Genomic DNA, 26,819 nt, shown 5'->3' with positions numbered 1-26,819 from the left:
GAGGCATTACTATGTACACCCCCTACAAGCACGAACCATTCACTGATTTTACAGATGAAAAAACCAACAGGCATTTACCCGCGCTCTTGAAACCATTGAACAGTCCCTCGGCAGGGACTATCCACTCATGATTAACGGGGAAGCTGTCACGACAGAAGATAAACTGGTTTCGATTAATCCGGCCAGAAAAGAAGAAATCATCGGCCGGGTATCCAAAGCGACGACCGCTCACATTGATCAGGCCTTTGAGGCGGCGTCAACGGCATTTGAAAGCTGGCGCTATACAAAACCGGAAGCCCGTGCGGAAATGCTGTTCCGTGCGGCAGCGATCATGCGCCGGCGCAAGCATGAATTCTCCGCTCTGCTCGTAAAAGAAGCCGGTAAACCGTGGAAAGAAGCGGACGCTGATACAGCCGAAGCAATTGACTTTATGGAATATTATGCCCGCCAGATGATCGAACTCAAAGACGGCAAGCCGATTAACAGCCGCGAGGGAGAATACAATCAGTATGTGTACCAGCCGATCGGCGTAACGGTGTCGATTCCGCCGTGGAATTTTGCCTGTGCGATTATGGTCGGGATCACCGTAGCACCGCTCGTCAGCGGAAACACCGTGCTGTTAAAGCCGGCAGAGCCGACACCGGTTATTGCCGCAGCATTTGTTAACATTCTCCATGAAGCCGGCGTACCAAAAGGTGTCGTGAATTTTGTGCCGGGCGATCCGGAAGCCATCGGCGATTATATGGTGGATCATCCAAAAACGTCAATAATCAGCTTTACCGGCTCCCGTGCCACAGGTACGCGTATATATAACCGTGCGGCTGTTATTCAGGAAAATCAGTTTCATTTAAAGCGGGTTATTATTGAAATGGGCGGCAAGGACACTATTGTTGTCGACAGTGATGCCGACCTCGAAGTGGCAGCGGATGCTGTGATTCAGTCTGCCTTTGGTTTTTCCGGCCAGAAATGTTCCGCCGGTTCGCGCGTGATTGCCCATCAGGACGTATATGAGGAGCTGCTCAGTATTATCGAAGAACGTACGCAGCGTCTTACTGTCGGCGATCCAGTTGACTTCAAGCACTACATGGGTCCGGTCGTAAATCAGAAAGCCTTTGATAAAATTACCGGCTACATTGATATAGGCCGCAGCGAAGCACGCCTCGTAACGGGCGGCGAAAGCGATGACTCCACCGGCTACTTTATTCAGCCGACCGTGTTTGCAGATGCTGCTCCCGACTCCCGTATTATGCAGGAGGAAATATTCGGCCCGGTGGTCGCATTCACGTCAGCAGAAAGCTATGAACAGGCGATTGAGATCGCCAACAACACCGAGTATGGTCTAACCGGCGCCGTGATCTCCCGTACGATCGAACATCTGGAATATGCCAAGCAGCGCTTTCACGTCGGTAACCTGTACTTTAACCGTAACTGCACCGGCGCTATCGTCGGGTACCATCCATTCGGCGGCTTTAAAATGTCCGGTACCGATGCTAAAGCAGGCGGACCCGATTACCTTATCCAGCACATGCACCCAAAAACCGTCAGCCAGATGCTGTAACATAAAAGCAGAAATCCTCCATTTATCGAGGATTTCTGCTTTTTTAAATTTATTTACTATTTATTTTTTCGCCGGGTTTAGGAAATCCGTAATGTCTGCCATCTTTATGGACGATGTTGTCTTCCCAGGGAAGCTTATACGTGCCGTTTTTAAGATCTTCCATATAGCTGTAGGGTGCATCCATTATTCCCCTTCAACAGCCACGTACCCTCTGTGCCCCAGCTGGTATATATTATTTTCGACCGCCCAGTTTATTCTGGCTTCGAGTGCCAGATCCGGTCTTACTTCTCCAGTAATAATTTCGTCCGGGCGTCTGCTTCCTGTTACTAACGGAACGCCGTCAAATCCGACAATCATGCCTTCACCCATGGAGTCGTTTACGCCATCACTTCCGCACATAGCAACAGACACTGTATAGGCAAGATTTGTGAATGCATTGGCCTGGTTTGTGATATTCCAGGAATGATAGATAGGAGCTGTATACCCTGCTGTCCGTATAATGACATCTGCGCCTTTATAGGCAAGCTCGCGGCTCACTTCCGGAAACATCCCGTCATGACAGATAACAAGTCCCAGCGTACTGTTGTTGGGCCCCGCACATACCGGCAACCCTGTATTTCCTGGTTCCCACGGCTCGACCGGCGTCCACGGATGGAGTTTTCTATAATTTAATTGAATCGTTCCGTTATTATCGATAATCAGCCCGGTATTATATGGATTTCCATCTGGATTGTATTCCATGATGGAAAAACATCCCCAAATGCCGGTTTCCCTGCATGCACTTCTAAGAGCTTCTACCTCTTCTCCATCTACTAAACACATAATTTCTTCGTTCATATCCATAGAAAGACCGTGCAGCATATACTCCGGAAAAACGAGCAGATCAATCGGAGCTGCCATTTGTTCGGTCGCCCTCACCATATCGCAGACTTTTTTGGTCTGTGCTTTCAAATCCGCTTTTGTTTTCGTTATGGGAAGCTGCAGCTGTACCAGCCCCACTACCACCCCATTTGGTGATTTATTTAATCCGCTTAATCCACTCATTGGGTCCCTCCTATAATTGCTGTTTGAGAAGCAGCCAGATCTGCTGCTATCTTTCCTATCTTCTCTACTCCTGGTGTATCGCTGTGTATACAAATCGAGTCATATTTTCCACTTGTTACAGCAGCTGCCGTTCTCTGCCTGATCGTTTCTTCTGTTCCCACTTCTTCCGGAGTCCACCCAAACATTTTTACTTTCCCATTTCGATAAGGCCGGTCCGCAAAATACTCCTGGACAACCGGTAGTTCTGCCTGCAGCGCTTTAGCTGCTAATACCGAATCCGGCAGCGTATAGAGCGTTAATGGAGCGGGGTATGTTAAAAGGGCTCCGACTACCGCTTCTGCTAATTCTTCCTGCTCTGCCGCCATCATATAAAACGCTCCATCAAGTTTCATATGATGAAGCGGCATATTATAAAGAGAAGCAAAGGCCTGAAGCGCCCCAACCTGGTACACGATATAATCATACGCTTCCTCCGGCGAGATCTTCATCTCTCTTCTGCCAAATCCCAATCGGTCGGGAAATCCTACATGTGCCCCTACTTTTACATTATTGGCAGCGGCAAGCTGGATTGTTTTTCTCATCTGGTGAGGATCTCCACCATGAAAACCGCACGCAATATTGGCTGAATCTACCAGTGGAAATAATGCTTCATCTTTTCCATACTGATAGACGCCGAAACTTTCACCTGCATCTACGTTGATATCTATCTTTCTTTTAGATTCTGTCATAAGAGCCGCCCCTATTCCGTTTGTTTTTCATACAACTCAAGCAGAGGATATTGACGTTTCGGCGCAGCTTTCTCATAGGCGTAAGCGAGCTGAAGCAGCTGTTTTTCCTGTAAAGGCCGGCCGAGCAGTTCCATGCCTACAGGCAGTCCATCTTTCGTGAAGCCAGCCGGCACAGATACCGCAGGGAGGCTGGATTGAGAGGCTATGACTGTATTTGTAGGGAAGGTTAAACACGACCATGTTTCCTTTTCCAGCTCTTCATAGGAAGGCGGGGGAATCTGCACATCCGGAAACAGCAGAGCATCCAGTTCATGAACTTCCATCAAATGAAGAATTTCCTGCCGGAACGCTTCCTGGGCCTGTCTTTTTTCAAAATAACCGCCTGAGACGGAAGGTTCTTCCGGGCCGCCTGCAATAATATGAAATAAGTCATTCAGCGGATGAAACGCCTGCTTGTCGTATACCTCCTGAAAACTATGCAGCGGAGCATCCGGTCTATTTTGCAGAAAAGTCGTGATATCCTTCTTTGACTGGGCTTCATACAAAGAAGTGGAAGCCAGAAAATTCTCTAAATCAGGGATATGAACGTCTTCAATAATAGAAGCCCCATTAGTTTTTAAAAGCTCAATTTTGTCATCTATCAATTCATTTACCGGAGAAGCATGCTCTGATTTTCCAAATACCTCCCGAAGAATGCCAAATCGTTTTCCTTCCAGCGAAGCATCAGCTAGAGACTCTTCATACGTTCCTATATCCCGGCTTAAACCTGCGGTAACGGTAAATTTATCTTCCGGATCAAAACCTGCAATAACATCCAGGGTTTTTGCGATATCCTTTACGGTGGCAGCCATAGGGCCGGGAGTATCCTGGAAATGAACCAAAGGAGAAAATCCTGTGCGGCTGATCAGTCCGGTGGTGACCCGGATCGTATATAAATGATTAAAAGAAGCGGGCAGACGCAGGGAACCGCCGGTATCTTCACCTATTCCCACCGGGGCCATACCGGAAGCAACACCTGCTGCGGTACCTGCACTTGAACCCCCGGCATCTCTTTTTACGTCGTACGGATTTTTCGTATGTCCCTGCATGGAGGAAAAGGAAAACCACCCCGCCGCAAAATCGCATAAATTCGTTTTGGCTAAAATAATCGCTCCCGCTTTTTTCAGCTTTTGAATAACTACCGCATCTTTTTTCGGCACGTAGTTTTGAAACCCACTACTTCCAAACGTGGTTACGATACCTTCGGTTTCCGCCTGGTCTTTGATGAGAAAAGGAATGCCATGGAGGGGCCCTTTGAACGAGCCATTCTTCTCATAATACAAATCAAGCTCCCGGGCCTGCTGCAGCGCCTCCGCATTCGTTGTTATTACAGCCTGAACAGCAGGTCCGCTTTTATTAAATGCTTCAATTCTTTCTAAAAAAAGGGTAACCACCTGCTGCGCCGTCACTTCTTTTAAGCGCAAAGCTTCCTGAATATCTTCAATGGCTGCTTCATGAATCGTATCGCTTCCTACTTTCATTCAGCTTCCTCCTCTGTTATACATTTTGTATGCTACGGTTCCTTTCTTCCCTGGTAACGCTTTGTATAATATGCTGCGAGGCGGCTGTCCAGCCGAAAATACCTCCCTGCTGGGACACCATATGGAGAGCAGACTGATGATCTTCTTTATCAAAAGCTGCTGTCGCATCCTCGACCACCAAACAATCAAAACCACGGTCATTTGCTTCCCGGAGAGTGGAATGGACACAAACATGAGTCGTCACCCCGGTAATAATTAGCTGCTGGATGTTTCTATCGAAAAGCTGCTTTTCAAAATTTGTTTTATAAAAAGCTCCTTTTCCCGGTTTATCAATTACCGGCTCTCCCGGCAGAGGTTTTACTTCATTTATAATTTGATTTCCTTCTTCCCCTTTTATTAACAGTCTCCCCATTTTTCCCGAACGGCCGATTTCCGCTCCCTGCTGTTTGCTTCGTTTGAGTTTAGATGGCGGACAGTCCGATAAATCGGGAAGATGACATTCCCTCGTATGGAAAACAGTGCCTTTATGGAATCTAAAAAGTGCCAGCAGATCCGCGATAGGCTGAATAGGCCGGCGGATATGCTGCAGGGAATTCCCAAGTTCTTCAGCAAACCCTCCGGCTTCCAGAAAATCCTTCTGCATATCAATGACTACCAGAGCGGTGTGTTCAAAATCAAATTCATAAGGATAAGGAGTGCTTTCCTTTATTAGATAATTATTCATGCACAGTACTCTCTTTTTCTTCGACAAGCACCGTATCGAAAAATACGTTGCCCACGTTTGACTCATCAACGGGGAGAAAAATGCTGAGCTGTTCGGAAATTTCTGCGGATACATTTCTGACGGAATGAACCACTCCTTTTGGAATTAAAAAGGTATCTCCCTGTTCGTATTTATGCCAGCCGTCTTCTCTTAATAACTCTACTTTTCCTATTGTGATATGAATAAGTTCTGCCACGCTGTGGTAGTGCGGAATAACCTGTCCTCCCGGCTCGATATGTTCGCGCAGCACCGAGCTGACACTGATTTGCAGCTCATCGGCCTCTTTAGCATTAACGACTTCTTTATTCCATACCTGTCTATGTTCTTCAAACCTGTTCCAGTCCAGCTGTTTGTTTTCATTTACTTTTGATTTCATTTTGTATGTCCTCCTATTGGTTGTTTTAATGTCTGCAGAAACGTAAGAACGTGATCGGAATGAGTCACACTTCCAAACACCCCGCCCTGCATTTTCACCATATCCAGTGCTGCTTCGTGGTTGGACTGCTTCGTAGCGCCAGTGCAGTCTTCCAAAATCAGGCACTCATATCCCCGGTCGTTTGCTTCCCTCATCGTAGTATGCACGCATACATCTGTTGTAATGCCTGTTAGTATAATATTTTCGATGTTATTTTTTCTTAAAATTAAATCCAGGTCGGTGGCATAAAAACTCCCTTTGCCCGGTTTATCGATAATAATTTCGCCGGACTCCGGCGCCAGTTCCGGAATAATTTCCCAGCCTTCTTCGCCGCGAACTAATATTCGACCGGAAGGACCGGCGCTTCCAATTTCCGCTCCAATTTGTTTACTTCTCCAGCGTTTGTTCTCCGGTAAATCAGACAGGTCGCTGCGGTGGCCCTCCCGGGTATGTATGATCGTAAACCCCTCTATCGAACGCACTTCTTTCAAAAGGGTTTGAATCGGTTCAATTGCGCGTCTGGTTAATGCAAGATCATACCCCATGCTGTCTACATATCCGCCTTTTCCACAGAAATCCTTCTGCATATCAATTACGATCAATGCGGTATTCTGCGGTGTAATATGCTGGTTAAAAGGCCAGCTGTAAGGTTGTGCCTGAATACTCATTTTTAACATCCCTCTTTCTATTTACTTAATTCCTGTAAGATAACGTCTCTCGTATTAGAGAGATGCTTTACTAACAGATCGAGTGCTTTATTTGTTTCTTTACGGTAGGCAAAGGAAATAAGCTGCTGATGCTCTTCATAAGACAGAGGAAAAGTTTCCAGATTAGAGGAGGAAGAAGCATAAATGTTCATATACGCTTCTACAGATCCCCATATGTCCCGCAGCGTAGACAATAAGGATGGCGAATCCGCGTAGGAATAAAACGTTAAATGAAACTGCTTATTTAATTTTCCCCATTCTATGTCGGGATTGTATTCCTTCCCCATCTGGTCAATTATCTGCTGGAGATGCCCGCTTTTTCTTCATCAATATGAGGAATAGCCCACTCCAGTGCCAATGTTTCCAGGCGGATGCGGATCGCGAATATATCTTTAACATCCTTTGCCGAAAGCTCTTTTATTTTTACGGTGCGGTTAATAATCGATACAAATCCATCTGAATGAAGTCTGGCTAAAGCCTGTCTTACCGGCATCATGCTCACCTGATATAAGCCTGCTATCTGCCGGATGGTTACTTTATCTCCAGGCATGAAATCACCTGAGACAATCTGCAGCCGTAATTTAGCGTAGACTTCGTCCGCTTTTGTTCCACCCGCCACCTGTAACTCTTCCATTCTAAACATCCCTCTCTATCATTCTCTCTTTTTGTGATCACAGTTTAATTAATGTCACCTTATCGAATTACATATTTCCCCGCCACTGGTCTGTCAGAAATGCTGACAGTCAAATTCCGTGCTGCTTTTATCGTATGTTTTTTTGAAAAAACGATTATTCAGTCCCATATATAGAAGGTATTTTTTTAAACAGCAGATTTTCAAGAATGTTTGTCAGACTTGCTGACAAACTTCCTTTTGATTTCGTTTTATCATGCTACTATCAAACCTAATCAGTTGTGATCACAAAATAAGCCATTTAAAGGAGAGAAATTATGTCATCATCTATTCAGGAAAAACATGATGTGCCCGTTGGAAAAGATCAGAGAGAACCCTTGTATAAACCTTCGCTGATCTGGCTTGGTTTCGCTGTCAGCTTTATGAGTTTTTGGGTAGGAGGCGAAATTGAAGCAGCCCTTGGAATGCCTAACGCACTTTTTGCGATTTTGGCAGGAAGTGGATGTTTGGTTATTTTTTCAGGGTTTATAGCGGTTATTGCCGCACGCACCGGGTTTTCTTTTCCGATGATGGTCAAAGCGACATTTGGCGTGAAGGGAGCCTGGATTCCTATTCTAATCACCGCTCTTATAGTTAATGGCTGGTTTGCATATCAGCCCTGGCTGATGGCTGATTTAATCTCTGTTTTATGGGGCGGCAATACAATCATCTGGGGATTTTTATTTGGTATTTTGTTTCTGTTGTCTGCTTTATCCTACCGGTTTATGGTCTATCTCCGTTACGTTGCTATACCTGCTATTTTGATCATGGCGCTTTATCTTATCTTTGCTATTATCGTCCCTGCCGGTGAAAGTGCATGGATCAGCACACCGCAGGAGGCGCAGCCCTTCAGCCTTGGTATTAGTATCGCTCTTGGACTATTTGTCGTAAGCGGTACGATGACGGGAGATATTGTACGATATGCGAAAAATAGTTATCATGCCGTTATCGTCACGTGTATTGCTTTCTTTGTAGGCAACAGCGGCGCGCTCTCCCTTGGAGCTCTTGCCAGTGCAGCTGCTCCCACCATTGATTCGTATTTTGGTATGACAGCGATAGCGGCCGGCATACCTCTTGTGATTGCCGTATGTTTGAGCAACTGGTCTACATCGGACAGCTGCCTGTACAATGCAACGATGGGGTACGCTAACTTAAGCTCTAAAATAAAATGGAAACATGCCGTTATTTTTGGTGGTGTATTAGGATCTTTTATTGCAGCGACCGGCGTTATCTCCAATCTGGAGGGCTGGATGAATCTGCTTGGCATCATCGTTCCTCCTATTGGAGCGGTTATTATAGCTGAATACTTTATCGTGCAGAGAAGCGAACAGGAATACAATTCAAAACGAGCAGGCTTCAACGCCTATGCCCTGTCATCTGCCTTAACAGGATCTATTATTTCCTATTTCACGCTTATTACTTTTCCAGCCGTACCTAATGCTGTCATTGGTATCATTGCAGCCTTCAGCATTTACTCTGTATTAGGAAAACTGTTTTTACAAAAAAGAGCTGCTCCCGGCGTCTTTGCCGAACAGCATGCAGCAACGACGGAAGGAGTTAAGCATAAATAAACAGAATAGTTATTGTTTCAAATAATAAAAAAAGCAGAAATCCTCCATTTATCGAGGATTTCTGCTTTTTTAAATTCTGCGTTCCATTAAGTTGATACCGATACCCATGCAGAGAACACCAAACAGAATAAGCAGGGATAAATGGCCGGCCAGGCCGGAAATTCCATATCCAAGCGCCGAAGCATCATGCAGAGCCTGAATCCCATAGTACATTGGCGTTCCCTTGGATAATGCGAGCACAAACGAATTTGACACGATTTCCAGCGGCCAGAAGGCTCCTCCGAGCATCGCCATCGAGGTGACGACAATAGGTATGACTGCCTGCAGCTGCTGGGTTGTCCGGACCAGTCCGATCAGCAGCATACCGACAGAAACGACAGCAAACGTAAAGCAGGCTGTAATAACGGCTGTCGTTCCCAAAGGAATATTAACGTCATAACCAAGCACCCATTCAAAAAAGACAAAGATCATCATAATCTGCAGCATACCGAGTACAAAGCAGTACGCTAGTTGGCCCGCATATACTTCCCATTTTCGGAGCGGCGACACGATCATCCGGTCCCATGTGCCCTGCCGTTTTTCGTCTACTACGTTGGAAAGGCTGAACATAATCGTGTACATGGAAAAAAACAGCGTCATTCCAAACAGCGCCTGCAGGCTGGCGTTATACACAAACCCGCTTTCTTCCCCGCTTACTGAAGTAATCGTTAAATCAAGCGGTGGGTGGTCCATTTCTTCCTGTACCCGTTCTCTCAGATCAACTGTTCCTGTCTGCTCCTCTGCCTGCTGCAGCCTTTGTTCTTCCCTGAAGACCTGATTCGCATAGCTGTCGACCAGCTGATGATTCTGGTCTTCCACCGCAACCAGCATCCGGTAGTCATTTTCTCTTATTTCAAGCGCCAGGCTCCGGCTTCCGTCCATAACGGCATTTCGTGCCTGCTCTTCATCCACCAGTTCAAAATGAAAGGAGTCCGACTCATTGAGCCTGTCTATCCAGCCGGCAGCCTCTGCTTCCTGCACGTCTTCCCCTGAGTATGCATTGACTTCCATCTGCCCTCCCTGGTTGTTGCTTCCTAAGAAAAAGACAAACAACAGCGTAAGCACGAAAAATGTAAGAACGAGATAAGGCTTCCGCCGCAGTCGTTTCCACTGTAAAAAGAATATAGCTTTCATGAGGATACCGACCTCCTTCTCGGAAAGACCAGAAAGCTGATTATGGCTGCTGCAATGGAAACGAGACCAATTTGCATGATCGGCCATGCCAGCTCGCTCCACCCAAACCCCTGCACCCAGCGTATATACGCGTTCATCGCCGCTCCATTAGGCGTCCAGCTTCCAAAGGCACTGATAAAGGCAGGCATACCATCCAGCGGAAAGAAACTGCCTCCGGCAAACGCAAACAGTGTTACAATAACGCCTGTAAAAACTCCTGAGGCCGTATCTGATTCAGTGCGGATAGATAAGGAAGTCAACAAGCCGCCCATACATCCTACACAGACTGCGAGAACGGCAGAAATGCCGAGCATCCCTATCCAAAAGGAAAAAGAAGTTAGTTCAAAGGTTCGAAATACGAGAGCGGAAAGAATAAAGAGAATGGTCAGCTGTACAAAAGCAATTACAGCAGTGGATATAATTTTCCCAGCCAGATATTTCCAGGTTTTTGTTCCGGATAAAATAATCCTGTTGTACACCTGCTGCTGTTTTTCTACGAATGCCTTACTAGCTATGGTACCCGCAACGTAAAGGACAAACATAACGGCCATCCCGATTGAATAGTACTGCATCGCACTGACCGGCTCATTTTGGGACAGCGTTTCGGTGCCGCCGATTTCTATTGAGGCAGCCTCCTCACCGCCGGCTGCTGCAATGGCACTTTCTGCGTTAAGATTATCTGTAAAGCCAGCCAGCAGATCTTCCAGAATTGTTGTATTGATAGAGCCTTCATCACTGACAAGCAGCTCCAGTTCGCTTCCATTTCCATTATTCATTAACATCGCATTCAGCGTATCCTCCGTAAAGTGTTCCGGAAAAGTAAGCACTGCATCTACATCCCCTGCATGAACAGCTGCTTCTGCGTCGCTTTGCTCCATCGTCTGCACGTGAATCATTTCCGCCAGTTCCGGATCTTCCAGCATATTGTTTAATAAACGGACCGGATTCATTTGTTCGGCGGCAGCAGTTAGTTCCCCTTCCGCTTCCGGAGGCATTCCGCTGTTTCTGACCTGCTCCTGGAAAGCCGCAATGCCCTCCTGCTGCGCATCTTCTTCGACTACAGCCAGCTGGATATCAATAGAAGATGTATCACCTTCCATTACACCGCTTAAGGCCGTCCCGAGTATTCCCATGATGATGAAGGGCATGAGCAGCAGTGCCACAAGCTCCGAGCGGTCCCGAAGCATTATTTTAAAATCCTTAATAAGAAAAGGTCTCACGTTACTCCCCCTAATCACGAAGTTTGCGTCCCGTTAAATGGAGAAACACATCTTCGAGTGATGGAACGCTGACGTTCACATTGGTAACCTGGGCTTTATGCCGTTCAGTAATTTGAAAAACCCGGCTTAAAAGGCGGCTTCCCTTAGGTACAATCAGCTTGAGGCCGTGCTCGGTTTCTGATGCCCGCAGAATGTCTTGATGATGCTGGAGTTCGTCATACATCGCAGGATACACCCTGTCAAAATCGATATAAATGGTTTCTTCGGCAGAAAGAATATTTTTCAGCTCCTCCTTTGTGCCGGACGAAATAACCTTTCCATGATCCATAATATACACACGGTCACAGAGCCGTTCGACTTCCTCCATATAATGGCTCGTGTACAACACGGTCATTCCTCTTTCTATATTTAAGTTTCGGATCATTTCCAGAATATAGCTGCGGGACTGAGGATCAATGCCAACCGTCGGTTCGTCCATAATTAAAATTTCCGGGTCATGCAGAAGTGCTGCCGCAATATTGACCCTTCGTTTCATGCCGCCGGAATACGTCTTAACTATATCTTTCTGGCGGTCTTCCAGCCCGACCAGCCTGCACACCTCCTGTATTTTTGCTGCCAGTCCGGCTTTGCTCATACCGTACATCCGGCCGAAGAAGAGCAGGTTTTCATAGGCGGACAGCTCTTCATATAATGCGATGTCCTGCGGTACAATGCCGATTACCTTGCGGATCGCTGCCGGTTTTTTAATCACACTGCTTCCGTTCAGCTTCACGTCGCCGCTGCTCGGCTTAATGAGTGATGAAATAATGGAAATAGTCGTTGATTTCCCGGCTCCGTTTGGTCCAAGCAGACCGATCGACTCGCCTTTTTCCAAATAAAGATTCATTCCCTCCACTACATTTCTGCCCTTAAATGATTTGGAAACATTCTCTACCTCCAGCATAGACGTACCTCCTTCATTTGTAGTTATATGTAGTATATAAACAAAAAGACAGTGCTCCCACTGTCTTAGGTCATCGATGCTGTATTTCCAGGATGACTTTCGTCATTTCTTTACACCATCTGATTGCGGATCGCATAAATCGCAAGCTGAGTCCGATCCCGAAGCTCCAGCTTATCAAGTATGACGCTGATCTGATTTTTTACCGTGCCGATAGAAAGATGAAGGGTATCTGCTATTTCTTTATTGTTCATTCCTTTTCCCACGCAGCAGATGAGTGCCACTTCCCGTTCGGTCAGTGATGGATCCAGAAACTGTTTTTCCTGAGGGCTTCGTCCGATTAAATTAGGAAGCACCTTGGCTGCGACATGGCTTTCCAGGACGAGTCCACCTTCCAGGCAGGTGTGGATGGAGCGGATCAGCTCTTCTGTGTCCGCATTTTTCAGCAGGTAGCCTCTTGCTCCGTTTTTCAGCGCTTCAATCGCATACTCATCGTCGTTAAATGTCGTGAGCATGAGAATTTTCATACGCGGATAGTCTTCGTGCAGTTTTTTTGCAGCTTTCAGTCCGTCCATAACCGGCATACGGATATCAAGAATGGCGATATCAAAGAATTTTCCGCTCTGGCAAAGCTCGATGGCTTCAAGGCCGTTTGCTGCCTCCCCGCTCACCAGCATGCTCTCGTCCGTTTCAATCATTACTTTCAGTCCCTGTCGTACCATGTTCTGATCTTCCGCCAGCAGTATATGAATCAATATCTCCACCTCCTTCCTGTTCCAATGGCAGTGTTCCCGTTACAATAAATGTCTCTTGATATGTTTCTACTTTCAAAGCGCCTCCTGCTTCCTCCATTCGTTCTCTCATGGAAGAAAGACCAAAGCCTTCCTTTAAAGAATTTCCGGATTTAACAGGGTTGCTTACAATAAACCGGAAAATATGGCCGGCCGGAGCTTCAAATATGATGCTTAATTGATTGGTACTGCCGTGCTTCATGGCGTTCGTAATTGCTTCCTGTACGCCTCGATAAACGGCTATAGACTGCTCGTTGCTTAAAGGGGCAGTGAGTGCTCTTTCTTTAATGGTAAAATGGATCGTCACCATACTTTCTGCTTCCAACTTGCGGATAAGCAGCAAAATCGCCGGGAGTCCCGCACTTTCGTCACGTTTCAGTGATTTCACAGCCGATCTTGTTTCTTCCAGACTTTCATTAGCAAGCTGTTTCAGCGCCTGCAGCTCTTCCTGCTTCTCCGGAGCGTGCTGAATTCTAAAGACTTCAAGCTGCATTAATAGAGCCGTTAATTTATGGCCGACCGAATCGTGGATCTCTCTTGCGATTTGGGTTCGTTCTTCCCGGCGCACCGCCTGCTCTCCTGAAATTAAAGAGCGTTTCATCCGGCGGAATTCTGTAAATAAAACTTCATTTCGTTGGGACAGCCGCTGCTCTTTCATAAACATAAACTTATACATCGTTAATCCTGTACCGGCCGTTAGTATGTACAGCAGAAAAAAGCTAATGTTACCCGCCAGTCCGCCCAGTGCTGCAAGAACAATAAGTACGGCACCAAGTCCGGCTGCATATGCACCAGGCAGATAAAAAACCGCCAGTCCGCCGAGCAGCGAATAAACGAGCAGCAGTTCATACATAGGCTCCGCAGTTCCCAACGGAAACGCTGCCGCGCCGGCGAGCAGGCCCAGCAGCAGGATAAGCCCGGCCTGCGCTTTCAAATGTTCATCTGCGAGTGGAAGCAGAAAAAACGCGGTAAAGAAGAAAGCCGCCAGCAGGACTTTCAGCGGAAGCTCTATTAACGAAGATGGGGTAAGTAAAATGGATGCCCATCCTCCCATCAAAAGCAGGAGCCATATCCAAAACTGATGCCGTTCGACTATATGCATCGTGATTCACCCCGCCTCAGGTTTTTCTTTAACATTATCATATATAAATAATAGGTTGGTTTATTAATTATTAATTTAGTATAGTACGTGAAATTATTTACGTTATTACCTTTGTTCACACCTCCAGCAAAAAATACAGTCTGTTTTTCCAACTGTCTTTTTCTTATAGTTAAACGATACTCATAGAAAGAGGTTTTTTGTCATGAAAATAAATGCTCCTAAGATCCCGAACAATCTTTTTCCGAAAGAATTTAATGCTATCTTGACAGAAGAAGACCCGGAGCTCGAACTTTGTTCCATTTCGGATTCTTCCTTTGAAGCGGAAAAGCTGCCGCGGGCCCGCTTGTCGAAGATGATTATTAAGAACTGCCGGTTTGCACACACGGTCTTCCGGGACATTGACTTAACGGATGTGGAGTTCGAAAACTGCGATTTCTCCAACGCTGATTTGAGCCATTCTTCCATTCACCGTGTCGTGTTCCGCAGCTGCAAGCTGCTGGGGGTCAACTTTACTGAATCCCGGATCGGCCATGTGTCATTTGAAAACTCCCTTTTAAACCTTGCAGCGTTCAGTGAGTCCAAATGCGAAAAAACGGTCTTCCAGGACAGCTCACTGGTGCACACTGATTTCTATGACTGCCTCTTTAAAAATGTCGCCTTTCAGTCCTGCAATATTACAGATGCCAACTTTGAGAAAACGTCCTTAAAGGGAATCGATATCAGCACATCTACGTTTGATTCTCTTACGATATCTCCGGAAAATTTATTCGGCTGTAAAGTCTCCAGTTACCAGGCCCTGCAGTTTGCAGCTCTTCTCGGGCTCGACATTGTAGATTAATTTTTTTCTATTCCATAAAAAAATTCTGTCTGCGTTTTTAGCACGCAGACAGATTCGTGTTGTCCATTTCTTTTACAGCAGCCAATCGGTTTTCTTCATGTAGCTCACAGAAGCTGCAATAAGTAATGCTGCCAGCAGGAAACTTACAATAACTGGGGCTATAGCGATATCTGCTTGTATATCTACTGCTGCCTCCGGCAGAATTCCAGGTGTCCATGACGTTAGTTCTCCAAACATGGAAGCTGACAGATTTAGTAAAAGCAGCGTAATAAGCGCTCCTGCTGCGGCCACACTCGTACGTTTGCTCACTGTACTCCAGACAAGTGCTGTCGTAACGACAAATAGCAGCCACACCCAATAGACAAATACCGAAATAAAAATTTCTCCTGCCGGCAGCGGTTCAAATAAAATACCAATGTAATATATTGCCGCAGCGCTGCCCAGTGCATAGCTTATTGTCGTTATGCCTAATGCTGACACCCACTTTGAGAACCAATAGGCGTAATAGTTCGTTGGTTTGCTTAGATCAGTATTGCTTCCCCGCTCCTGCGCTCGCTGCTTATACTTCCCATAAATGCAAGAACGAGAATAAATGTGCCAACTTGAGTGAACTGGCCGAGTGTTTCACCATAGACCTGTACGGCTGTTGGTGTTGGAATCGCGATAAGTGTATTTTCCGGCAGGCCGCCAAACTGTTCAAGAATATCCTCCATATAAAAACTAGAGACCGGCTGCATAATCGCCAGCCCAATGAAAAACACGGGAAGCCATAACCAGCGGTAGCTGCGGAACGTCTCCAGGAGCTCTTTTCTTAATAGCACGTTAAACATGTTCCATCACCTCACGAAACAACGTATCCAATGACTGGCTGCCGGCAGTTAAACTTCGGACCGCTATTCGATTTTCTATAAGACTCCCCATTACTTTTGCCTGCATCGCGCTTTCTGCTGAAGGTCCTTCTATTTCTGCTTTTGTTTCACTGACATAAATGGTCCACTCCGGATAATGCTTCCTCAGAAGTTTGCCCCAGTCATCGAGCGGCACGTCCGCATGAACGGTAAACGTTCGATTCGACGACCCGCTCATGAGCTTATCGAGCCGTTCAAAGGCTGCTATCTCCCCTTTGTTCATCATGAGAATGTCATCAGCAATCTGCTCTGCATCGTGTAAAATATGGGTGGAGTATAAGATAGTAGTTGTTTTCTTCAGTTCAGCAAGCAGCAGAACAATGTCTTTTCTTCCCTGCGGATCAAGTGCTGACATCGGCTCATCCAACAGCAAAAGCCTGGGTCGGTGAATAATAGCCTGGGCAATACCAAGTCTTTGTTTCATGCCCCCGGAAAATTCCGAAATCCTCTGCTCAGTACTTTCCTGGAGACCTGTCTGTATAAGTACCGTCTCCGCCCGCTTTACCGCTTCTTTACGCGGTAACCCGCCAAGCTCCCCTGCCATCGTTACATATTCGCAGGCATTCATCCAGCCATGAAAGGTGGGGTGCTGGGGCAGAAAGCCGATTTCCGTGCGCACATCCCGGACCGTATCGTGCATCACAATCCGCCCGGCGTCCGGCTTCATGATCTCAGCAAGTATATGAAGCGTGGTCGTTTTCCCTGCACCGTTCATACCGAGAAGAGCTGTGATCTTATGAGGCCGGAGACTAAAAGTAATACGTTTGATGATTTCTGTGCCTGCCATTGTTTTTGAAAGGTTTTCCACACTAATCATGGGATGATACTCCTTTTGAGCGGCCGAAGAGAAAATAAAGAATCGGGCCGAATGTGCTTACGAATATAATAATAAATGCCCATATCCACTTCCGTCCGCTCTCCTGCGGGCCGCGGTAAAGATCAATAAGAGCTGTCCCCTTTAATAACAGATCTATGACTAGAATGGGCAGCAGCAGATAAAACAAATCAGTCGTCATGAGTAAGCCTCCTCTCCCTGTAGGGAATGATATATTTAATATAAATAATGTAGACGATAAGCGGGGTCGGCACATTAAGCATGCCCCAGATTCCCCAGAACCAGCGCAGGCGGCCGTTTCTACGGCTGTGAATAAACAAAAATGTACTTTGGGCAAACAAAAAGAAAAATATCAAAATGTACAGCCATATAGGAATCTCCTGAAGTTCATTCATGCTGCAGCCTCCTCTCCACAATTAAAAATCCAATTCCCAGCACCGCGGCAGCTGCTTGAAAAACAACGAACACTAGAGGCTCACTTGCGATGAGCAGAATAATACCGGTAATGAATATAAGAGCGATAATGAAAAAAATGTACAGTTCCTTTTTTTGTTTTTGGCGGGTCTGCTTCACCTGCGTAACCATTTCACTTAACGTTGGTTTGTCACCCGGGCTGGATTCTTCCATTACCGATAAAGATTGTTTTAATCGTTCCTTCACTTCATTGTCCTTCATTGGAAAGCTCCTCTCTCAGACATTTAAGAGCAATATTAAGCCGTGATTTTACGGTCCCGATCGGAATCTTGCAGATGGCAGCGATGTCTTCGTAGCTGTATCCGTAGTAATGCTTTAAAATAACAGGAATTCGGTGTATTTCCTTCAATTTCTCCAAAGCTGAGGTGACAGTCAGCCAGTCATCGGATGACTGGTGACGGAACTCCCATTCGAGTTGATGCTGATTTGTGAATTGTTTAGCTCTTTTCTCTTTTTTTTCTCGTCGATCCATAGGTTCGTTCCGATCTGTATTAACCAGGTTGATACTTTTGCTTTCTTTGGATTGTATTGTTTAATACGTTCAATTGCTCTGATCATCGTCTCCTGCGTCATGTCTTCAGCTACCGCCGGATGCATGGTCAGCTTTAGAAGGTAGTGATAGACGAAATCATACTGCTCAAGCAGAACCGCAGCCAACGCTTCATCGTCTCCTTTTATTGCGCGCTTTATTCGTTCCTCTGTTTCATCCATTACGTCACCCCTTCCGCTGCTTTTCATTAATAGTACGATGAACGTATGCATTTTGTTCATTTTTATTTTATATAAAAGAAAACCGCTATTTCACTTTATTATGTGATCCCTGAATCGTGCAGTTAAAGGCAGGTATGTTTTATAATAAACACTCAAAGGAGGAAGATCTATGACTGTAACTATTAAAGCATTTTTGCAGGCGGAATCTGGAAAAGAAGAAGCCTTAAGAAAAGAACTTAAAAAAGCAATCGCTCCATCGCAGGCAGAGGCAGGCTGCCTGGAGTATGTATTATATGAATCAGAAGCGCAGGACGGGGTGTTTATCTTTTCGGAAAAGTGGAAAGATGAAGAAGCCGTTCAGAAGCATATTCAGAGTGAGCATTACCAGGCCTACCGTGAAAATACAGCGGATCTCGTCGTTTCACGTGAAGTGTATAAAGTAAAACCGGTAGATTAAATAAAATGACGATCTGATAAAAAGATAGAAACAGGACCAGGCGGAAGCTTTCGGCAGGCCATGTCTCAGCTAAAGAGAAGAATAATACTCTCTTTATCTTCACCGATGGCCGTTCTGCCTGAGTCACCGCCTGGCCTTTTTTAAGCTTGCAACAATCCTTATTTTCTACAGACAGAATCCATTAGGGTAACGGAAAAACCTCGTATTCCTTTCAACAGGAATACGAGGTTTTTTAATAGACTTTAAAATAAAATTCACAAAATAGGTTTTGGGACAGCCCACTTTTTCTATTACTGAGGTTTTGCTTTTTTCGCATGGGCCGCTGCCTTCACTTCTTCAGGCGTAGTTCGATTGTCTTCCGCTTCTTTCTTCGTCGCTTCATCTCCGCACACGACGTGGTCTACTTTATTCTTAAATGCTTCGTACCCCTGCCGGGCGACTAATTCCTTATCATTTTTGTTCCGCTCGTCGCCAAAGTACGTAGAATCCATGCCGGCATTATGGTGAAAGTCCGTATTGGTCGCACCGGGAAGCATCGCTGTTACATTGACTCCTGTTTCTTTTAATTCTTCTCTCAGTGATTCCGCAAACATAAATCCAAATGCTTTAGAGGGACCGTATACTGTTTCATACGGGGTTGGCAGCGTCGCCGATACAGAAGACACGAGCAGTATATTTCCCTCTTTGTTTGGAACCATATCCTGCACGACGCGTTTTGCCATATGCACCGTTCCTTTAATATTAATGTCGATTAACTTTAACTCTTTTTCTAAATCATTTTCCAGGAAGGAACTGCCCATACTAACACCAACATTCAACACAGCGGCATCCAGCTTTCTATTTTTGCTTTTTACAAACTGCCAGAATGCTTCCACTCCTTCATAGGTAGAGGCATCGGCCTGGAGAGAATATGCTTCCACTCCGTAGCTTTTGATCGTCTTTTCTGCTTCAAAAATACGCTCACTCGAGCCTGAAACCGCTATATCATATCCATCCTGCGCGAATAATTTTGCTAGTTCCAGCCCCAGTCCTGAGGAGGCCCCCGTAATCATAACAAATGGTCGTTCGTCAGCCATGCTATTTACTCCTTTTGTATTTAAATTAGGAACATGTGAAAAAGCACAGCTGGACTCTAATTAGCTGTGCTTCTCTCATAAAAGATCGGTGTGCAGCTTCTATTATTGGTTGAGGCTTTTCATCTGCTCTGCGGGATAACGCTCTCCGGCAAAGGCACCGCGGGGTGCTATTTTATCAATTTGTTCAAGCTCCTGCTTTGACACATTCACCTGCAGCGCTCCGAGGTTGCTGTCCACATATTTGCGGCGCTTGGTTCCCGGGATGGGTACAATATCTTCTCCCTGAGCAAGAAGCCAGGCTAAAGCAAGCTGGGATGGTTCGCAGCCTTTTTCTTCTGCCATCGCTTCTATTTTTTTTACCAGATCAATATTTTTCTGGAAATTTTCGCCCTGGAAGCGTGGATTGTAACGGCGAAAATCGTCTTCCTCCAGGTCATCAAATGTTTTAATCTGTCCGGTCAAAAACCCGCGGCCAAGCGGACTGTAGGGAACAAATCCAATGCCAAGCTCCCGGCATAATGGAAGAATCTCCTCTTCCACGTCCCTGCTCCAGAGCGAATATTCTGTCTGCAGTGCGGTAATGGTATGCTCCTGATGCGCTTTTTTGATTGTTTTCGGGGAAGCTTCCGATAACCCTAAATAACGGACTTTGCCTTCTTTGACAAGTTCAGCCATGGCGCCCACGGTCTCTTCAATCGGCACCTCCGGGTCCACGCGATGCTGGTAGTATAAATCAATATGATCAATACCAAGGCGCTTTAAGCTGTCTTCACATGACTGCTTCACATAGTCCGGATGACCGTTCACTCCTTGAAAAGAACCGTCCTCTCCCCGAACGTTGCCGAACTTTGTTGCCAGAACCACGTCATCGCGGCGGTCTTTAATCGCCCGGCCGACCAGTTTCTCATTGTGGCCGACGCCGTACATATCAGCTGTATCCAGAAACGTTACTCCCTGATCAAGCGCGTACTGTATTGTTTGAATGGATTCTTCATCATTTCCTGTACCGTAAAATTCAGACATGCCCATGCATCCGAGCCCCAGCGGTGATACTTCAAGTTCTGATGTTCCAAGCTTTCTTTTTTGCATGTTTTGTCATCCTTTCTTTTTACGTACTTTTGATTCTCTAATAATATTTCGTAATCGTTGTACATAAATAAGCATTCCTCTTCTTTTTTTTTAAACCTTTCTATCAGAAAGATGGGTTCCGCAAAATAAAAAGGATTTTATTTTAGTGGATAATAATGGAATATAAAGTTATAATTGCTTCTGTAAAAAATCATAACCAACCGAGAGACATTCAGGAGGACATAATGGACAACAGAAAATTCAACGAATTTGCAGACAGTACGGTAGAACAGCACAAGATTCCCGGTACGATGATTGCCATTCAAAAAGACGGTGTCGATACCTTTAAGAAAGGATTCGGCTACCGCGATGTTGACCAAAAACGTGAGGTAACCAGCCAGACAGTATTCGGAATAGGAAGTATTACAAAATCAATGACCTGTACTGCCATTCTGCAATTACAGGAAGCCGGAAAACTCTCCGTTCATGATCCAGTCCTCACCTATCTGCCGGAGTTTCAAACCCCCAATCCAGCGAAGACTAAGCAGATGACCATCCATCATTTTATGACCCATTCTTCCGGGATTCCTCCCCTGCCAACTTTATTTTATGCGAATAAAAACAGCATCGAAGCCGAAGGATCCAAAGAGCAGTATGAGGCAATGGGCATCAAGTGGGATGAGAATGGATCCATTGATACAAATGAAGAGCTGCTCGCTTTTCTTGCTGCACAGGATTACGATCTTCTTGGAGAACCGGGCCAGTATATGAGTTATTCCAACGATGCCTACTCTCTTCTTGGTATTATTATTGAACGGGTGAGCGGGCAGACTTACGCTGATTATTTAATCGAGCATTTATTCAAACCACTGGGAATGAAGAATACCTTTTTGCTCCAGATACGCTTCAAAACAAAAACGAGGTAACCCTTTTATATACCCCGGAAATGCGCGGAGATAAAGTAGAAATGGCCGCCTCCTCTCAATGGTGGGATGCGCCTCCTATGTATGCTTCCGGCTACGTTAAATCAACAGCGGATGACATGCTTCGTTACGGGATCTTTTTTTCAATCATCATCCGCAGATTCTGACAGAGGAGAGCATTCGTTCCATGATGTTTCCTCATATTCAAATGCAGCCCGGCGTATACTACGGCTATGGATGGATGGTTTCTCCCGACTATTTTGGCACCACTCTTATTGAACACAGCGGCGGGATCAAAGGAGCGTCTGCCTCTTTTGCGATTCTGCCTGATAAAAATATTAAGGGAGTCTGCTTAACCAATGTTGCTGGAGCACCAGCGAATCCTATTCTGATTGGTGGATTAAATATAGTAAGCGAAAGAGAGCCGGAGGAACATTATCTTTCGTACGAGGACTATGAACCGAGTAAAACAGAGCGTCAGTCTATGCTCGGAATATACTCAAGCCAGGAAGGAATCAAGGTGGAAATTAAGGAGAGGGAGGACCAGCTTATTGTTGCTTTATCTGGAGCAGAAATCCCGGCACGATCTGTCGATCCCTTCCAGCTGACTATTCCTTTTCAGAGTCAGGTTATTTCTATCGAGGGAATACGTACCGATCACGAGATTGACCGCATCCATTTTGCCGGACGTCAGTTAACAAGAGACGCATGAAATAAAAGGAGAGAAGACGCTGAATAAAGCGTCTTCTCTCCTTTTTGTATTGCTTTTATTTTTCTTCCTGCTTATGCAGTTCCAGTTCAAGGTGAATTTTTACATCTTCTCCGACAAGAACGCCGCCTGTTTCGACTGTCGCATTCCATGTCAGACCAAATTCTTTCCGATTAATAACCGTCTCACCGCTTACTCCTGCTACGATATTTCCACTCATCGGGTCCTTGCTCTGCCCTTCAAATGTAGTATCAATAGTGACTTCCTTTGTCGTTCCTCTGATCGTAAGATCTCCCGTCACATCGTATTGACTGTCTTTTGTTTTTGTAATATTTTTCGCTTTAAATGTAATGTTAGGATAATTGTCTGCATCAAAGAAGTCTGCGGATTGGAGGTGGCCGTCCCGATTTTCTTCGCGTGTGTTTATGCTGGCAACCTTGATTGTTATTTCTGCCTCGGAATTTGTTAATTCGTCTTCGTCTAACGTGAGCGCTGCATCGAATTCTTCAAATGTGCCTTTTACTCTGGAGATCATCATATGCTTTACCGAAAAACCAATTTCACTGTGTGCAGGATCAATGGACCATACTGTTTTTGTCATTCATAATTCCTCCTGTAATGTTATTTAAACGATATACGATACAATCATATATCGGCGGAACCTGTGTTATGTTAAATAAAAGTTGAGCCCTTTAGCTCTTCGTTGGGAAACAGCGTGGATAAAGTAAAGAATCGAAGCTGTCCATTTTCAATATGTATTATCCTTACCCCAAAAAGCTCACTTTAAAAAGCTGTGCTTTCTCACGAAGCAATTACTTCAGGCTTTCTTCCCTGCCCTTTTTCTTCCCATAATAAGAATCACGGCGGCATAGACCGCGCCGAACACTAATCCATTAGCAAAGGACTCCCCTACATCCGCGAAAAGGGGCTGTTCTCTGAAAGCATTTATGACAATCCGAAAAGCCATTGCGGCCAGGGAACCAACAATCGTATATAGTATAAACAAACCTATGTATTTCATGTCTTTCCTCCTATCACCTTTCTTTACCATAAAATAATGTTTCGTTTGGTTTCTGTCCTGCTTTCTTCTTTTCCCCTTCTTTTGAAATAAATAACAATAATTAAACTAACTAACTTCAATAAATTTTATATAAATTGAAAGCAACCTTATTGACTTTCCCGTATATTTTAGGTAGTTTATTTAATGTTGACTAAATCGATAGGTTTTCATAAAGGAGGGATTGGCTTGAAGCAGTTACTAAAAAAATATTTCGAAACATCCTTAATCAAAAAAATTACCGTCGCTCTTATAGCCGGTATTGCAGTTGGACTTATATTTGGGGAAAATGCCTCTGCGCTTGCGCCTTTCGGCGATCTGCTGATGCGCCTCCTGCAGTTTATTATTATTCCACTTATTCTATTTACGCTGATCGTTGGGGTAAACCAGACTACAATTGAAGGACTCGGCCGCATGGGCGGAAAAGTATTCCTGTATTACGTAGTTACTTCCGCGATAGCGATTATTGTAGGAACGACAGTCGCCAGTCTGTTTAATCCCGGTACAGGGCTGACGCTTGACGGCAGTGAAAGTTTTGATTCGCCTGACAGCCCGGGATTAACGGAAGTGATTTTAAATATTGTACCGGAAAACATTGCCGTTGCTTTCACGGAAATGAATCTTCTCGGCATCATTTTCACCGCCATCGTTTTTGGGGTCGCCATTTCCTACCTGCGCTCTTCCCCCTCTAACAGAGATATAGGAGATAAGCTTTACCGCGGAGCGGAAGCGTTAAATGAAATGACTATTACCGTCATGAAAGGCATTCTTCAGTACATTCCATTTGGAATTTTTGCCATTATTGCCGGTATCGTCGGTACGCAGGGCGTCAGCACGCTGCTGTCTCTCGGTAACTTTATACTTGTGCTGTATGTTGCGCTCGCCGTGCAGCTAGTCCTGTATATCGGACTTCTGCTTGCGGCGAAAACAAAACTCGGGTCATTTTTCCGGGAAGCCCGTACGCCGATGCTTACGGCGTTTGTCACCCAGAGCAGTACAGGAACCGTTCCTATTACGCTCAATGCAGCGAAAAAACTCGGCATCAGACAGAGTCTGTACGGTTTTAGCATTCCGCTCGGCTCTACAATTAACATGGACGGCGCAGCTATACGCGTGGCAGTATCCGCCGTATTTGCCGCTAACGTCATCGGAGAACCGCTTGGCTTTGTCGCCATCCTGCAGATCGTGCTGATCGGTACACTTGCTACTATCGGAACAGCCGGTGTGCCGGGTGCCGGGATCATAATGATCGCCACCGTCTTTACCCAGCTCGGCCTGCCGATGGAAGCAGTCGCCCTGCTTGCAGCAGTCGATGTACTGATCGGAATGGGCGCCACAGCCTTAAACGTAACCGGTGACCTGGTGGGAACAAAGGTCATTGATAAAACAGAGAAAAATAAAACAGAAGCAGAAGCATAAACAAAACGAGCAGACAGGCCGCAAAGCCCATCTGCTCGTTTTTTTACTGCTCTTTTTGCTGCTGCTGCACAGCTTCTTTTAATTCCTGAAAGCCCAGCTTCATATTCAAATAGTCATCAATCATCTGCGTCGTGCGGTCGAGCTCTTCTTTATCTTCATTCGTCAACTCATAGCCAATTTCCTGAGCCAGCTCCCGATGGGCATCCGCCAGAACATTCTCCGGAAACCCTTCGATATTCTGCTTCATGATAGTCAAATCAATCACCCGGGTTAACTTATAATCGAGCATAGAAAACCTCCTCACGGTCTGAGATATAGTGTGCTTAGGTTTTCTATTCCCGGTTTGTGAGGGTTTAAGCATACTTGCTTTAAATGTTTTTACGAGTAAGAATAAATGAACTTATGATGCGGTTCACCACGATTTATCCTGAAATTTTAATTTTTTCTTCTTTTAAAACGCACACAGCCCTTAGGCCGCGTGCGCTTTTTTTATTCTCGTTAAACCAAATTCCCCTGCTTTTTCTCTTCCTGCTCTAAATTCAGTGCTTTTGCTGTAGATTCGTGCAGCTCGTCAACCAATTCGGGATGATCGGAGAGCTGTTTGCCGTAGGATGGGATCATTTCTTTGATCTTCGGCTCCCAGCGGCTGGCTTTGTCCGGGAAGCATTTCTGCATTACTTCGAGCATGACGGCGACTGCCGTAGACGCTCCCGGCGATGCGCCGAGAAGTGCGGACACGGAACCGTCGGCAGAACTGACTACTTCAGTGCCAAACTGCAGCGTGCCTTTGCCATCAGCTGTGTCTTTGATTACCTGCACGCGCTGACCGGCAACGAGAAGCTCCCAGTCTTCGCTTTTCGCTTCCGGTACGAAGTCACGAAGTTCTTCCATCCGCTGCTCTTTATTGAGTCTGAGTTGATTGATCAGGTACTTCGTAAGCGGCATATTTTTCATGCCGGCCGCAGACATCGTGATCAAATTGTTGGCGCGGACAGATGTAAACAGATCCATATTCGATCCTGTCTTCAGGAATTTTGGAGAAAAACCTGCGAATGGACCGAAGAAGAGCGATTTCTTCTTTATCAATCAATCTCGTATCCAGGTGGGGGACAGACATTGGAGGTGCCCCAACCGGCGCCTTGCCGTACACTTTCGCACGGTGCTGTTCGACGATTTCCGGTTTCTTGCATACCATAAACATGCCGCTCACCGGGAATCCGCCGATGCCTCTGCTTTCCGGTATACCGGTTTTCTGAAGAAGATGAAGGCTTCCGCCCCCTCCGCCGATAAATACGAACTTCGCCTGGTGATGTTCCGTTTTTCCAGTCTCCAGATTCTGTATCTTCAGCTTCCATCCGCCGCCGCTTACGCGCTTAATGTCTTCCACCTGATGCCTGAACTTCATATTAACGTCCTGACTCTCCAGATGATTAAACAGCTTTCGCGTTAAGGCGCCAAAGTTCACGTCAGTGCCGGCGTCGATTTTCGTTGCAGCGATCGGTTCGTTGAGCGAACGTCCTTTCATCATCAGCGGAATCCATTTTTTCAGTGTTTCCGGATCCTTTGTGTATTCCATTCCTTGAAACAATGGATTCTTTGACAATGCATTCAGTCTCTTCTGCAGGAATTCCATATTATCCTCGCCCTGCACAAAGCTCATGTGCGGCACCGGCATAATAAAGTCTCTTGGATTCTGAATCTTTCCGCTGGTAACAAGGTAGGACCAGAACTGCTTGGAGAGCTGGTATTCTTCATTGACCTTAACGGCTTTGCTGATGTCAATCGACCCGTCCGGCTTTTGATCCGTGTAGTTAAGCTCACATAGCGAAGAATGGCCCGTGCCTGCGTTGTTCCATTCATTGGAACTCTCTTCGCCTGCTCCGCTCAGTCTTTCAAACATTGTGATGTTCCATTCCGGCGCTACTTCTTTTAAAAGCGAGCCGAGGGTGGCGCTCATAATGCCCGCACCAATTAAAATGACGTCTGTAGAAGTATGTTCTTTACTCATGTTATCGCCTCTATACCTTAATTTTATTTGAGAGGATGTAAGCGTTTTACTTTTTGATATTAAACAGCGTCTACTGTACATCCGCTTCATATACA

The 26,819-nt window shown here is 45.7% G+C and carries 33 protein-coding genes and 2 pseudogenes; 7 read left to right on the top strand and 28 right to left on the bottom strand.

Features of this window, described 5'->3' with window-relative positions; all coding sequences use genetic code 11:
* Positions 1–11 precede the first annotated feature (11 nt).
* A pseudogene (gene pruA, locus MMY81_RS07795) lies at positions 12–1,558 on the top strand (L-glutamate gamma-semialdehyde dehydrogenase).
* A 49-nt stretch (positions 1,559–1,607) separates the two neighbouring features.
* Here pruA and MMY81_RS33300 read toward each other — a convergent pair.
* Genes MMY81_RS33300 through MMY81_RS07755 form a run of 9 tightly spaced genes read right to left on the bottom strand, consistent with a single transcriptional unit; the run spans position 1,608 to position 7,369 of the window.
* Positions 1,608–1,742, bottom strand: a complete 135-nt coding sequence (locus tag MMY81_RS33300; protein WP_256497872.1) for a hypothetical protein — start codon at positions 1,740–1,742, stop codon at positions 1,608–1,610.
* Positions 1,742–2,602 (bottom strand): formamidase, encoded by an 861-nt coding sequence (locus tag MMY81_RS07790; protein WP_252312353.1) that lies wholly within the window; start codon positions 2,600–2,602, stop codon positions 1,742–1,744. The genes MMY81_RS33300 and MMY81_RS07790 overlap by 1 nt, the downstream gene beginning before the upstream one ends.
* Positions 2,599–3,330, bottom strand: coding sequence for a 5-oxoprolinase subunit PxpA (locus MMY81_RS07785; protein WP_252312352.1), 732 nt, complete (start codon positions 3,328–3,330; stop codon positions 2,599–2,601). The genes MMY81_RS07790 and MMY81_RS07785 overlap by 4 nt, the downstream gene beginning before the upstream one ends.
* 11 nt (positions 3,331–3,341) lie before the next feature.
* Positions 3,342–4,850: an amidase gene (locus tag MMY81_RS07780; RefSeq protein ID WP_252312351.1), complete on the bottom strand. Its 1,509-nt coding sequence runs from the start codon at positions 4,848–4,850 to the stop codon at positions 3,342–3,344.
* Between the two features lie 16 nt (positions 4,851–4,866).
* Complete coding sequence (locus MMY81_RS07775) at positions 4,867–5,574, bottom strand: cysteine hydrolase family protein (RefSeq protein ID WP_252312350.1); 708 nt, start codon at positions 5,572–5,574, stop codon at positions 4,867–4,869.
* Positions 5,567–5,989: a cupin domain-containing protein gene (locus tag MMY81_RS07770; RefSeq protein ID WP_252312349.1), complete on the bottom strand. Its 423-nt coding sequence runs from the start codon at positions 5,987–5,989 to the stop codon at positions 5,567–5,569. Before MMY81_RS07770 ends, MMY81_RS07775 begins: the two co-directional genes overlap by 8 nt.
* Positions 5,986–6,696 carry a biuret amidohydrolase gene (gene biuH / locus MMY81_RS07765; protein ID WP_252312348.1) on the bottom strand — a complete coding sequence of 237 codons (711 nt, stop codon included), beginning with the start codon at positions 6,694–6,696 and terminating at the stop codon, positions 5,986–5,988. Before biuH ends, MMY81_RS07770 begins: the two co-directional genes overlap by 4 nt.
* A gap of 17 nt (positions 6,697–6,713) precedes the next feature.
* Complete coding sequence (locus MMY81_RS07760; RefSeq protein ID WP_252312347.1) at positions 6,714–7,022, bottom strand: FCD domain-containing protein; 309 nt, start codon at positions 7,020–7,022, stop codon at positions 6,714–6,716.
* 8 nt (positions 7,023–7,030) lie between these two features.
* Positions 7,031–7,369, bottom strand: a complete 339-nt coding sequence (locus MMY81_RS07755) for a GntR family transcriptional regulator (RefSeq protein WP_252312346.1) — start codon at positions 7,367–7,369, stop codon at positions 7,031–7,033.
* Between the two features lie 314 nt (positions 7,370–7,683).
* Here MMY81_RS07755 and MMY81_RS07750 point away from each other — a divergent pair, with 314 nt between their 5' ends.
* Positions 7,684–8,976, top strand: coding sequence for a cytosine permease (locus tag MMY81_RS07750; protein ID WP_252312345.1), 1,293 nt, complete (start codon positions 7,684–7,686; stop codon positions 8,974–8,976).
* 69 nt (positions 8,977–9,045) lie between these two features.
* Here MMY81_RS07750 and MMY81_RS07745 read toward each other — a convergent pair whose 3' ends face one another.
* The 5 genes from MMY81_RS07745 to MMY81_RS07725 form a co-directional block, all read right to left on the bottom strand.
* Complete coding sequence (locus MMY81_RS07745) at positions 9,046–10,149, bottom strand: ABC transporter permease (RefSeq protein ID WP_252312344.1); 1,104 nt, start codon at positions 10,147–10,149, stop codon at positions 9,046–9,048.
* Positions 10,146–11,408, bottom strand: a complete 1,263-nt coding sequence (locus MMY81_RS07740) for an ABC transporter permease (protein WP_252312343.1) — start codon at positions 11,406–11,408, stop codon at positions 10,146–10,148. Before MMY81_RS07740 ends, MMY81_RS07745 begins: the two co-directional genes overlap by 4 nt.
* A gap of 10 nt (positions 11,409–11,418) precedes the next feature.
* Positions 11,419–12,351 (bottom strand): ABC transporter ATP-binding protein, encoded by a 933-nt coding sequence (locus tag MMY81_RS07735; protein WP_252312342.1) that lies wholly within the window; start codon positions 12,349–12,351, stop codon positions 11,419–11,421.
* A gap of 110 nt (positions 12,352–12,461) precedes the next feature.
* Positions 12,462–13,103, bottom strand: coding sequence for a response regulator transcription factor (locus MMY81_RS07730; RefSeq protein ID WP_252312341.1), 642 nt, complete (start codon positions 13,101–13,103; stop codon positions 12,462–12,464).
* Positions 13,039–14,241, bottom strand: a complete 1,203-nt coding sequence (locus MMY81_RS07725; protein ID WP_252312340.1) for a sensor histidine kinase — start codon at positions 14,239–14,241, stop codon at positions 13,039–13,041. The genes MMY81_RS07730 and MMY81_RS07725 overlap by 65 nt, the downstream gene beginning before the upstream one ends.
* A 202-nt stretch (positions 14,242–14,443) precedes the next feature.
* Between MMY81_RS07725 and MMY81_RS07720 the strand changes: the two genes are divergently transcribed.
* Entirely contained in the window at positions 14,444–15,079 is a 636-nt protein-coding gene (locus MMY81_RS07720) for a pentapeptide repeat-containing protein (RefSeq protein WP_252312339.1), read from the top strand.
* Positions 15,080–15,151: 72 nt separating this feature from the next.
* Here MMY81_RS07720 and MMY81_RS07715 read toward each other — a convergent pair whose 3' ends face one another.
* From MMY81_RS07715 to MMY81_RS07685, 8 genes are read right to left on the bottom strand one after another with little or no spacing between them, the layout of a single operon-like run.
* A complete protein-coding gene (locus MMY81_RS07715; protein WP_252312338.1) occupies positions 15,152–15,559 on the bottom strand; it encodes a hypothetical protein in 408 nt (135 codons plus the stop codon).
* Between the two features lie 41 nt (positions 15,560–15,600).
* Positions 15,601–15,909 (bottom strand): hypothetical protein, encoded by a 309-nt coding sequence (locus tag MMY81_RS07710; RefSeq protein ID WP_252312337.1) that lies wholly within the window; start codon positions 15,907–15,909, stop codon positions 15,601–15,603.
* Complete coding sequence (locus tag MMY81_RS07705) at positions 15,902–16,804, bottom strand: ABC transporter ATP-binding protein (protein ID WP_252312336.1); 903 nt, start codon at positions 16,802–16,804, stop codon at positions 15,902–15,904. Before MMY81_RS07705 ends, MMY81_RS07710 begins: the two co-directional genes overlap by 8 nt.
* On the bottom strand, positions 16,797–17,003 hold the full coding sequence (locus tag MMY81_RS07700) for a PLD nuclease N-terminal domain-containing protein (protein WP_252312335.1): 207 nt from the start codon (positions 17,001–17,003) through the stop codon (positions 16,797–16,799). Before MMY81_RS07700 ends, MMY81_RS07705 begins: the two co-directional genes overlap by 8 nt.
* Positions 16,993–17,217, bottom strand: coding sequence for a hypothetical protein (locus MMY81_RS07695; RefSeq protein ID WP_252312334.1), 225 nt, complete (start codon positions 17,215–17,217; stop codon positions 16,993–16,995). Before MMY81_RS07695 ends, MMY81_RS07700 begins: the two co-directional genes overlap by 11 nt.
* Positions 17,210–17,497 (bottom strand): DUF5345 family protein, encoded by a 288-nt coding sequence (locus tag MMY81_RS07690; RefSeq protein WP_252312333.1) that lies wholly within the window; start codon positions 17,495–17,497, stop codon positions 17,210–17,212. The genes MMY81_RS07695 and MMY81_RS07690 overlap by 8 nt, the downstream gene beginning before the upstream one ends.
* Complete coding sequence (locus MMY81_RS35055; protein WP_374561520.1) at positions 17,484–17,768, bottom strand: sigma factor-like helix-turn-helix DNA-binding protein; 285 nt, start codon at positions 17,766–17,768, stop codon at positions 17,484–17,486. Before MMY81_RS35055 ends, MMY81_RS07690 begins: the two co-directional genes overlap by 14 nt.
* Positions 17,669–18,007 (bottom strand): sigma-70 family RNA polymerase sigma factor, encoded by a 339-nt coding sequence (locus MMY81_RS07685; protein WP_252312332.1) that lies wholly within the window; start codon positions 18,005–18,007, stop codon positions 17,669–17,671. The genes MMY81_RS35055 and MMY81_RS07685 overlap by 100 nt, the downstream gene beginning before the upstream one ends.
* Before the next feature lie 169 nt (positions 18,008–18,176).
* Between MMY81_RS07685 and MMY81_RS07680 the strand changes: the two genes are divergently transcribed.
* Positions 18,177–18,464 (top strand): putative quinol monooxygenase, encoded by a 288-nt coding sequence (locus MMY81_RS07680; protein ID WP_252312331.1) that lies wholly within the window; start codon positions 18,177–18,179, stop codon positions 18,462–18,464.
* Positions 18,465–18,754: 290 nt separating this feature from the next.
* On the opposite strand, the gene MMY81_RS07675 is transcribed toward MMY81_RS07680, so the two are convergent.
* The gene (locus MMY81_RS07675; RefSeq protein WP_252312330.1) at positions 18,755–19,540 is read right to left on the bottom strand and encodes an SDR family NAD(P)-dependent oxidoreductase; all 786 of its coding nucleotides are present in this window, start codon (positions 19,538–19,540) and stop codon (positions 18,755–18,757) included.
* A 102-nt stretch (positions 19,541–19,642) separates the two neighbouring features.
* Positions 19,643–20,629, bottom strand: a complete 987-nt coding sequence (locus tag MMY81_RS07670; RefSeq protein WP_252312329.1) for an aldo/keto reductase — start codon at positions 20,627–20,629, stop codon at positions 19,643–19,645.
* Positions 20,630–20,853: 224 nt separating this feature from the next.
* Here MMY81_RS07670 and MMY81_RS07665 point away from each other — a divergent pair, with 224 nt between their 5' ends.
* Entirely contained in the window at positions 20,854–21,534 is a 681-nt protein-coding gene (locus MMY81_RS07665) for a serine hydrolase domain-containing protein (RefSeq protein ID WP_252312328.1), read from the top strand.
* Between the two features lie 184 nt (positions 21,535–21,718).
* The gene (locus tag MMY81_RS07660) at positions 21,719–22,243 is read left to right on the top strand and encodes a beta-lactamase family protein (protein WP_252312327.1); all 525 of its coding nucleotides are present in this window, start codon (positions 21,719–21,721) and stop codon (positions 22,241–22,243) included.
* 55 nt (positions 22,244–22,298) lie between these two features.
* On the opposite strand, the gene MMY81_RS07655 is transcribed toward MMY81_RS07660, so the two are convergent.
* Positions 22,299–22,841 (bottom strand): YceI family protein, encoded by a 543-nt coding sequence (locus MMY81_RS07655; protein ID WP_252312326.1) that lies wholly within the window; start codon positions 22,839–22,841, stop codon positions 22,299–22,301.
* 216 nt (positions 22,842–23,057) lie between these two features.
* Positions 23,058–23,261, bottom strand: coding sequence for a hypothetical protein (locus tag MMY81_RS07650; protein ID WP_252312325.1), 204 nt, complete (start codon positions 23,259–23,261; stop codon positions 23,058–23,060).
* Positions 23,262–23,486: 225 nt separating this feature from the next.
* Between MMY81_RS07650 and MMY81_RS07645 the strand changes: the two genes are divergently transcribed.
* Positions 23,487–24,716 carry a dicarboxylate/amino acid:cation symporter gene (locus MMY81_RS07645; protein ID WP_252312324.1) on the top strand — a complete coding sequence of 410 codons (1,230 nt, stop codon included), beginning with the start codon at positions 23,487–23,489 and terminating at the stop codon, positions 24,714–24,716.
* Positions 24,717–24,759: 43 nt separating this feature from the next.
* Here MMY81_RS07645 and MMY81_RS07640 read toward each other — a convergent pair whose 3' ends face one another.
* Together MMY81_RS07640 and MMY81_RS07635 are read right to left on the bottom strand one after the other, a co-directional pair.
* Entirely contained in the window at positions 24,760–25,005 is a 246-nt protein-coding gene (locus tag MMY81_RS07640; protein WP_252312323.1) for a hypothetical protein, read from the bottom strand.
* Positions 25,006–25,214: 209 nt separating this feature from the next.
* Positions 25,215–26,724: pseudogene (locus tag MMY81_RS07635) on the bottom strand (malate:quinone oxidoreductase).
* Positions 26,725–26,819: the final 95 nt, after the last annotated feature.

The organism is Sinobaca sp. H24 (assembly GCF_023845525.1).
Note: the sequence above shows the minus strand (reverse complement) of the source record. Positions and strands in the feature narration are given on the sequence as shown.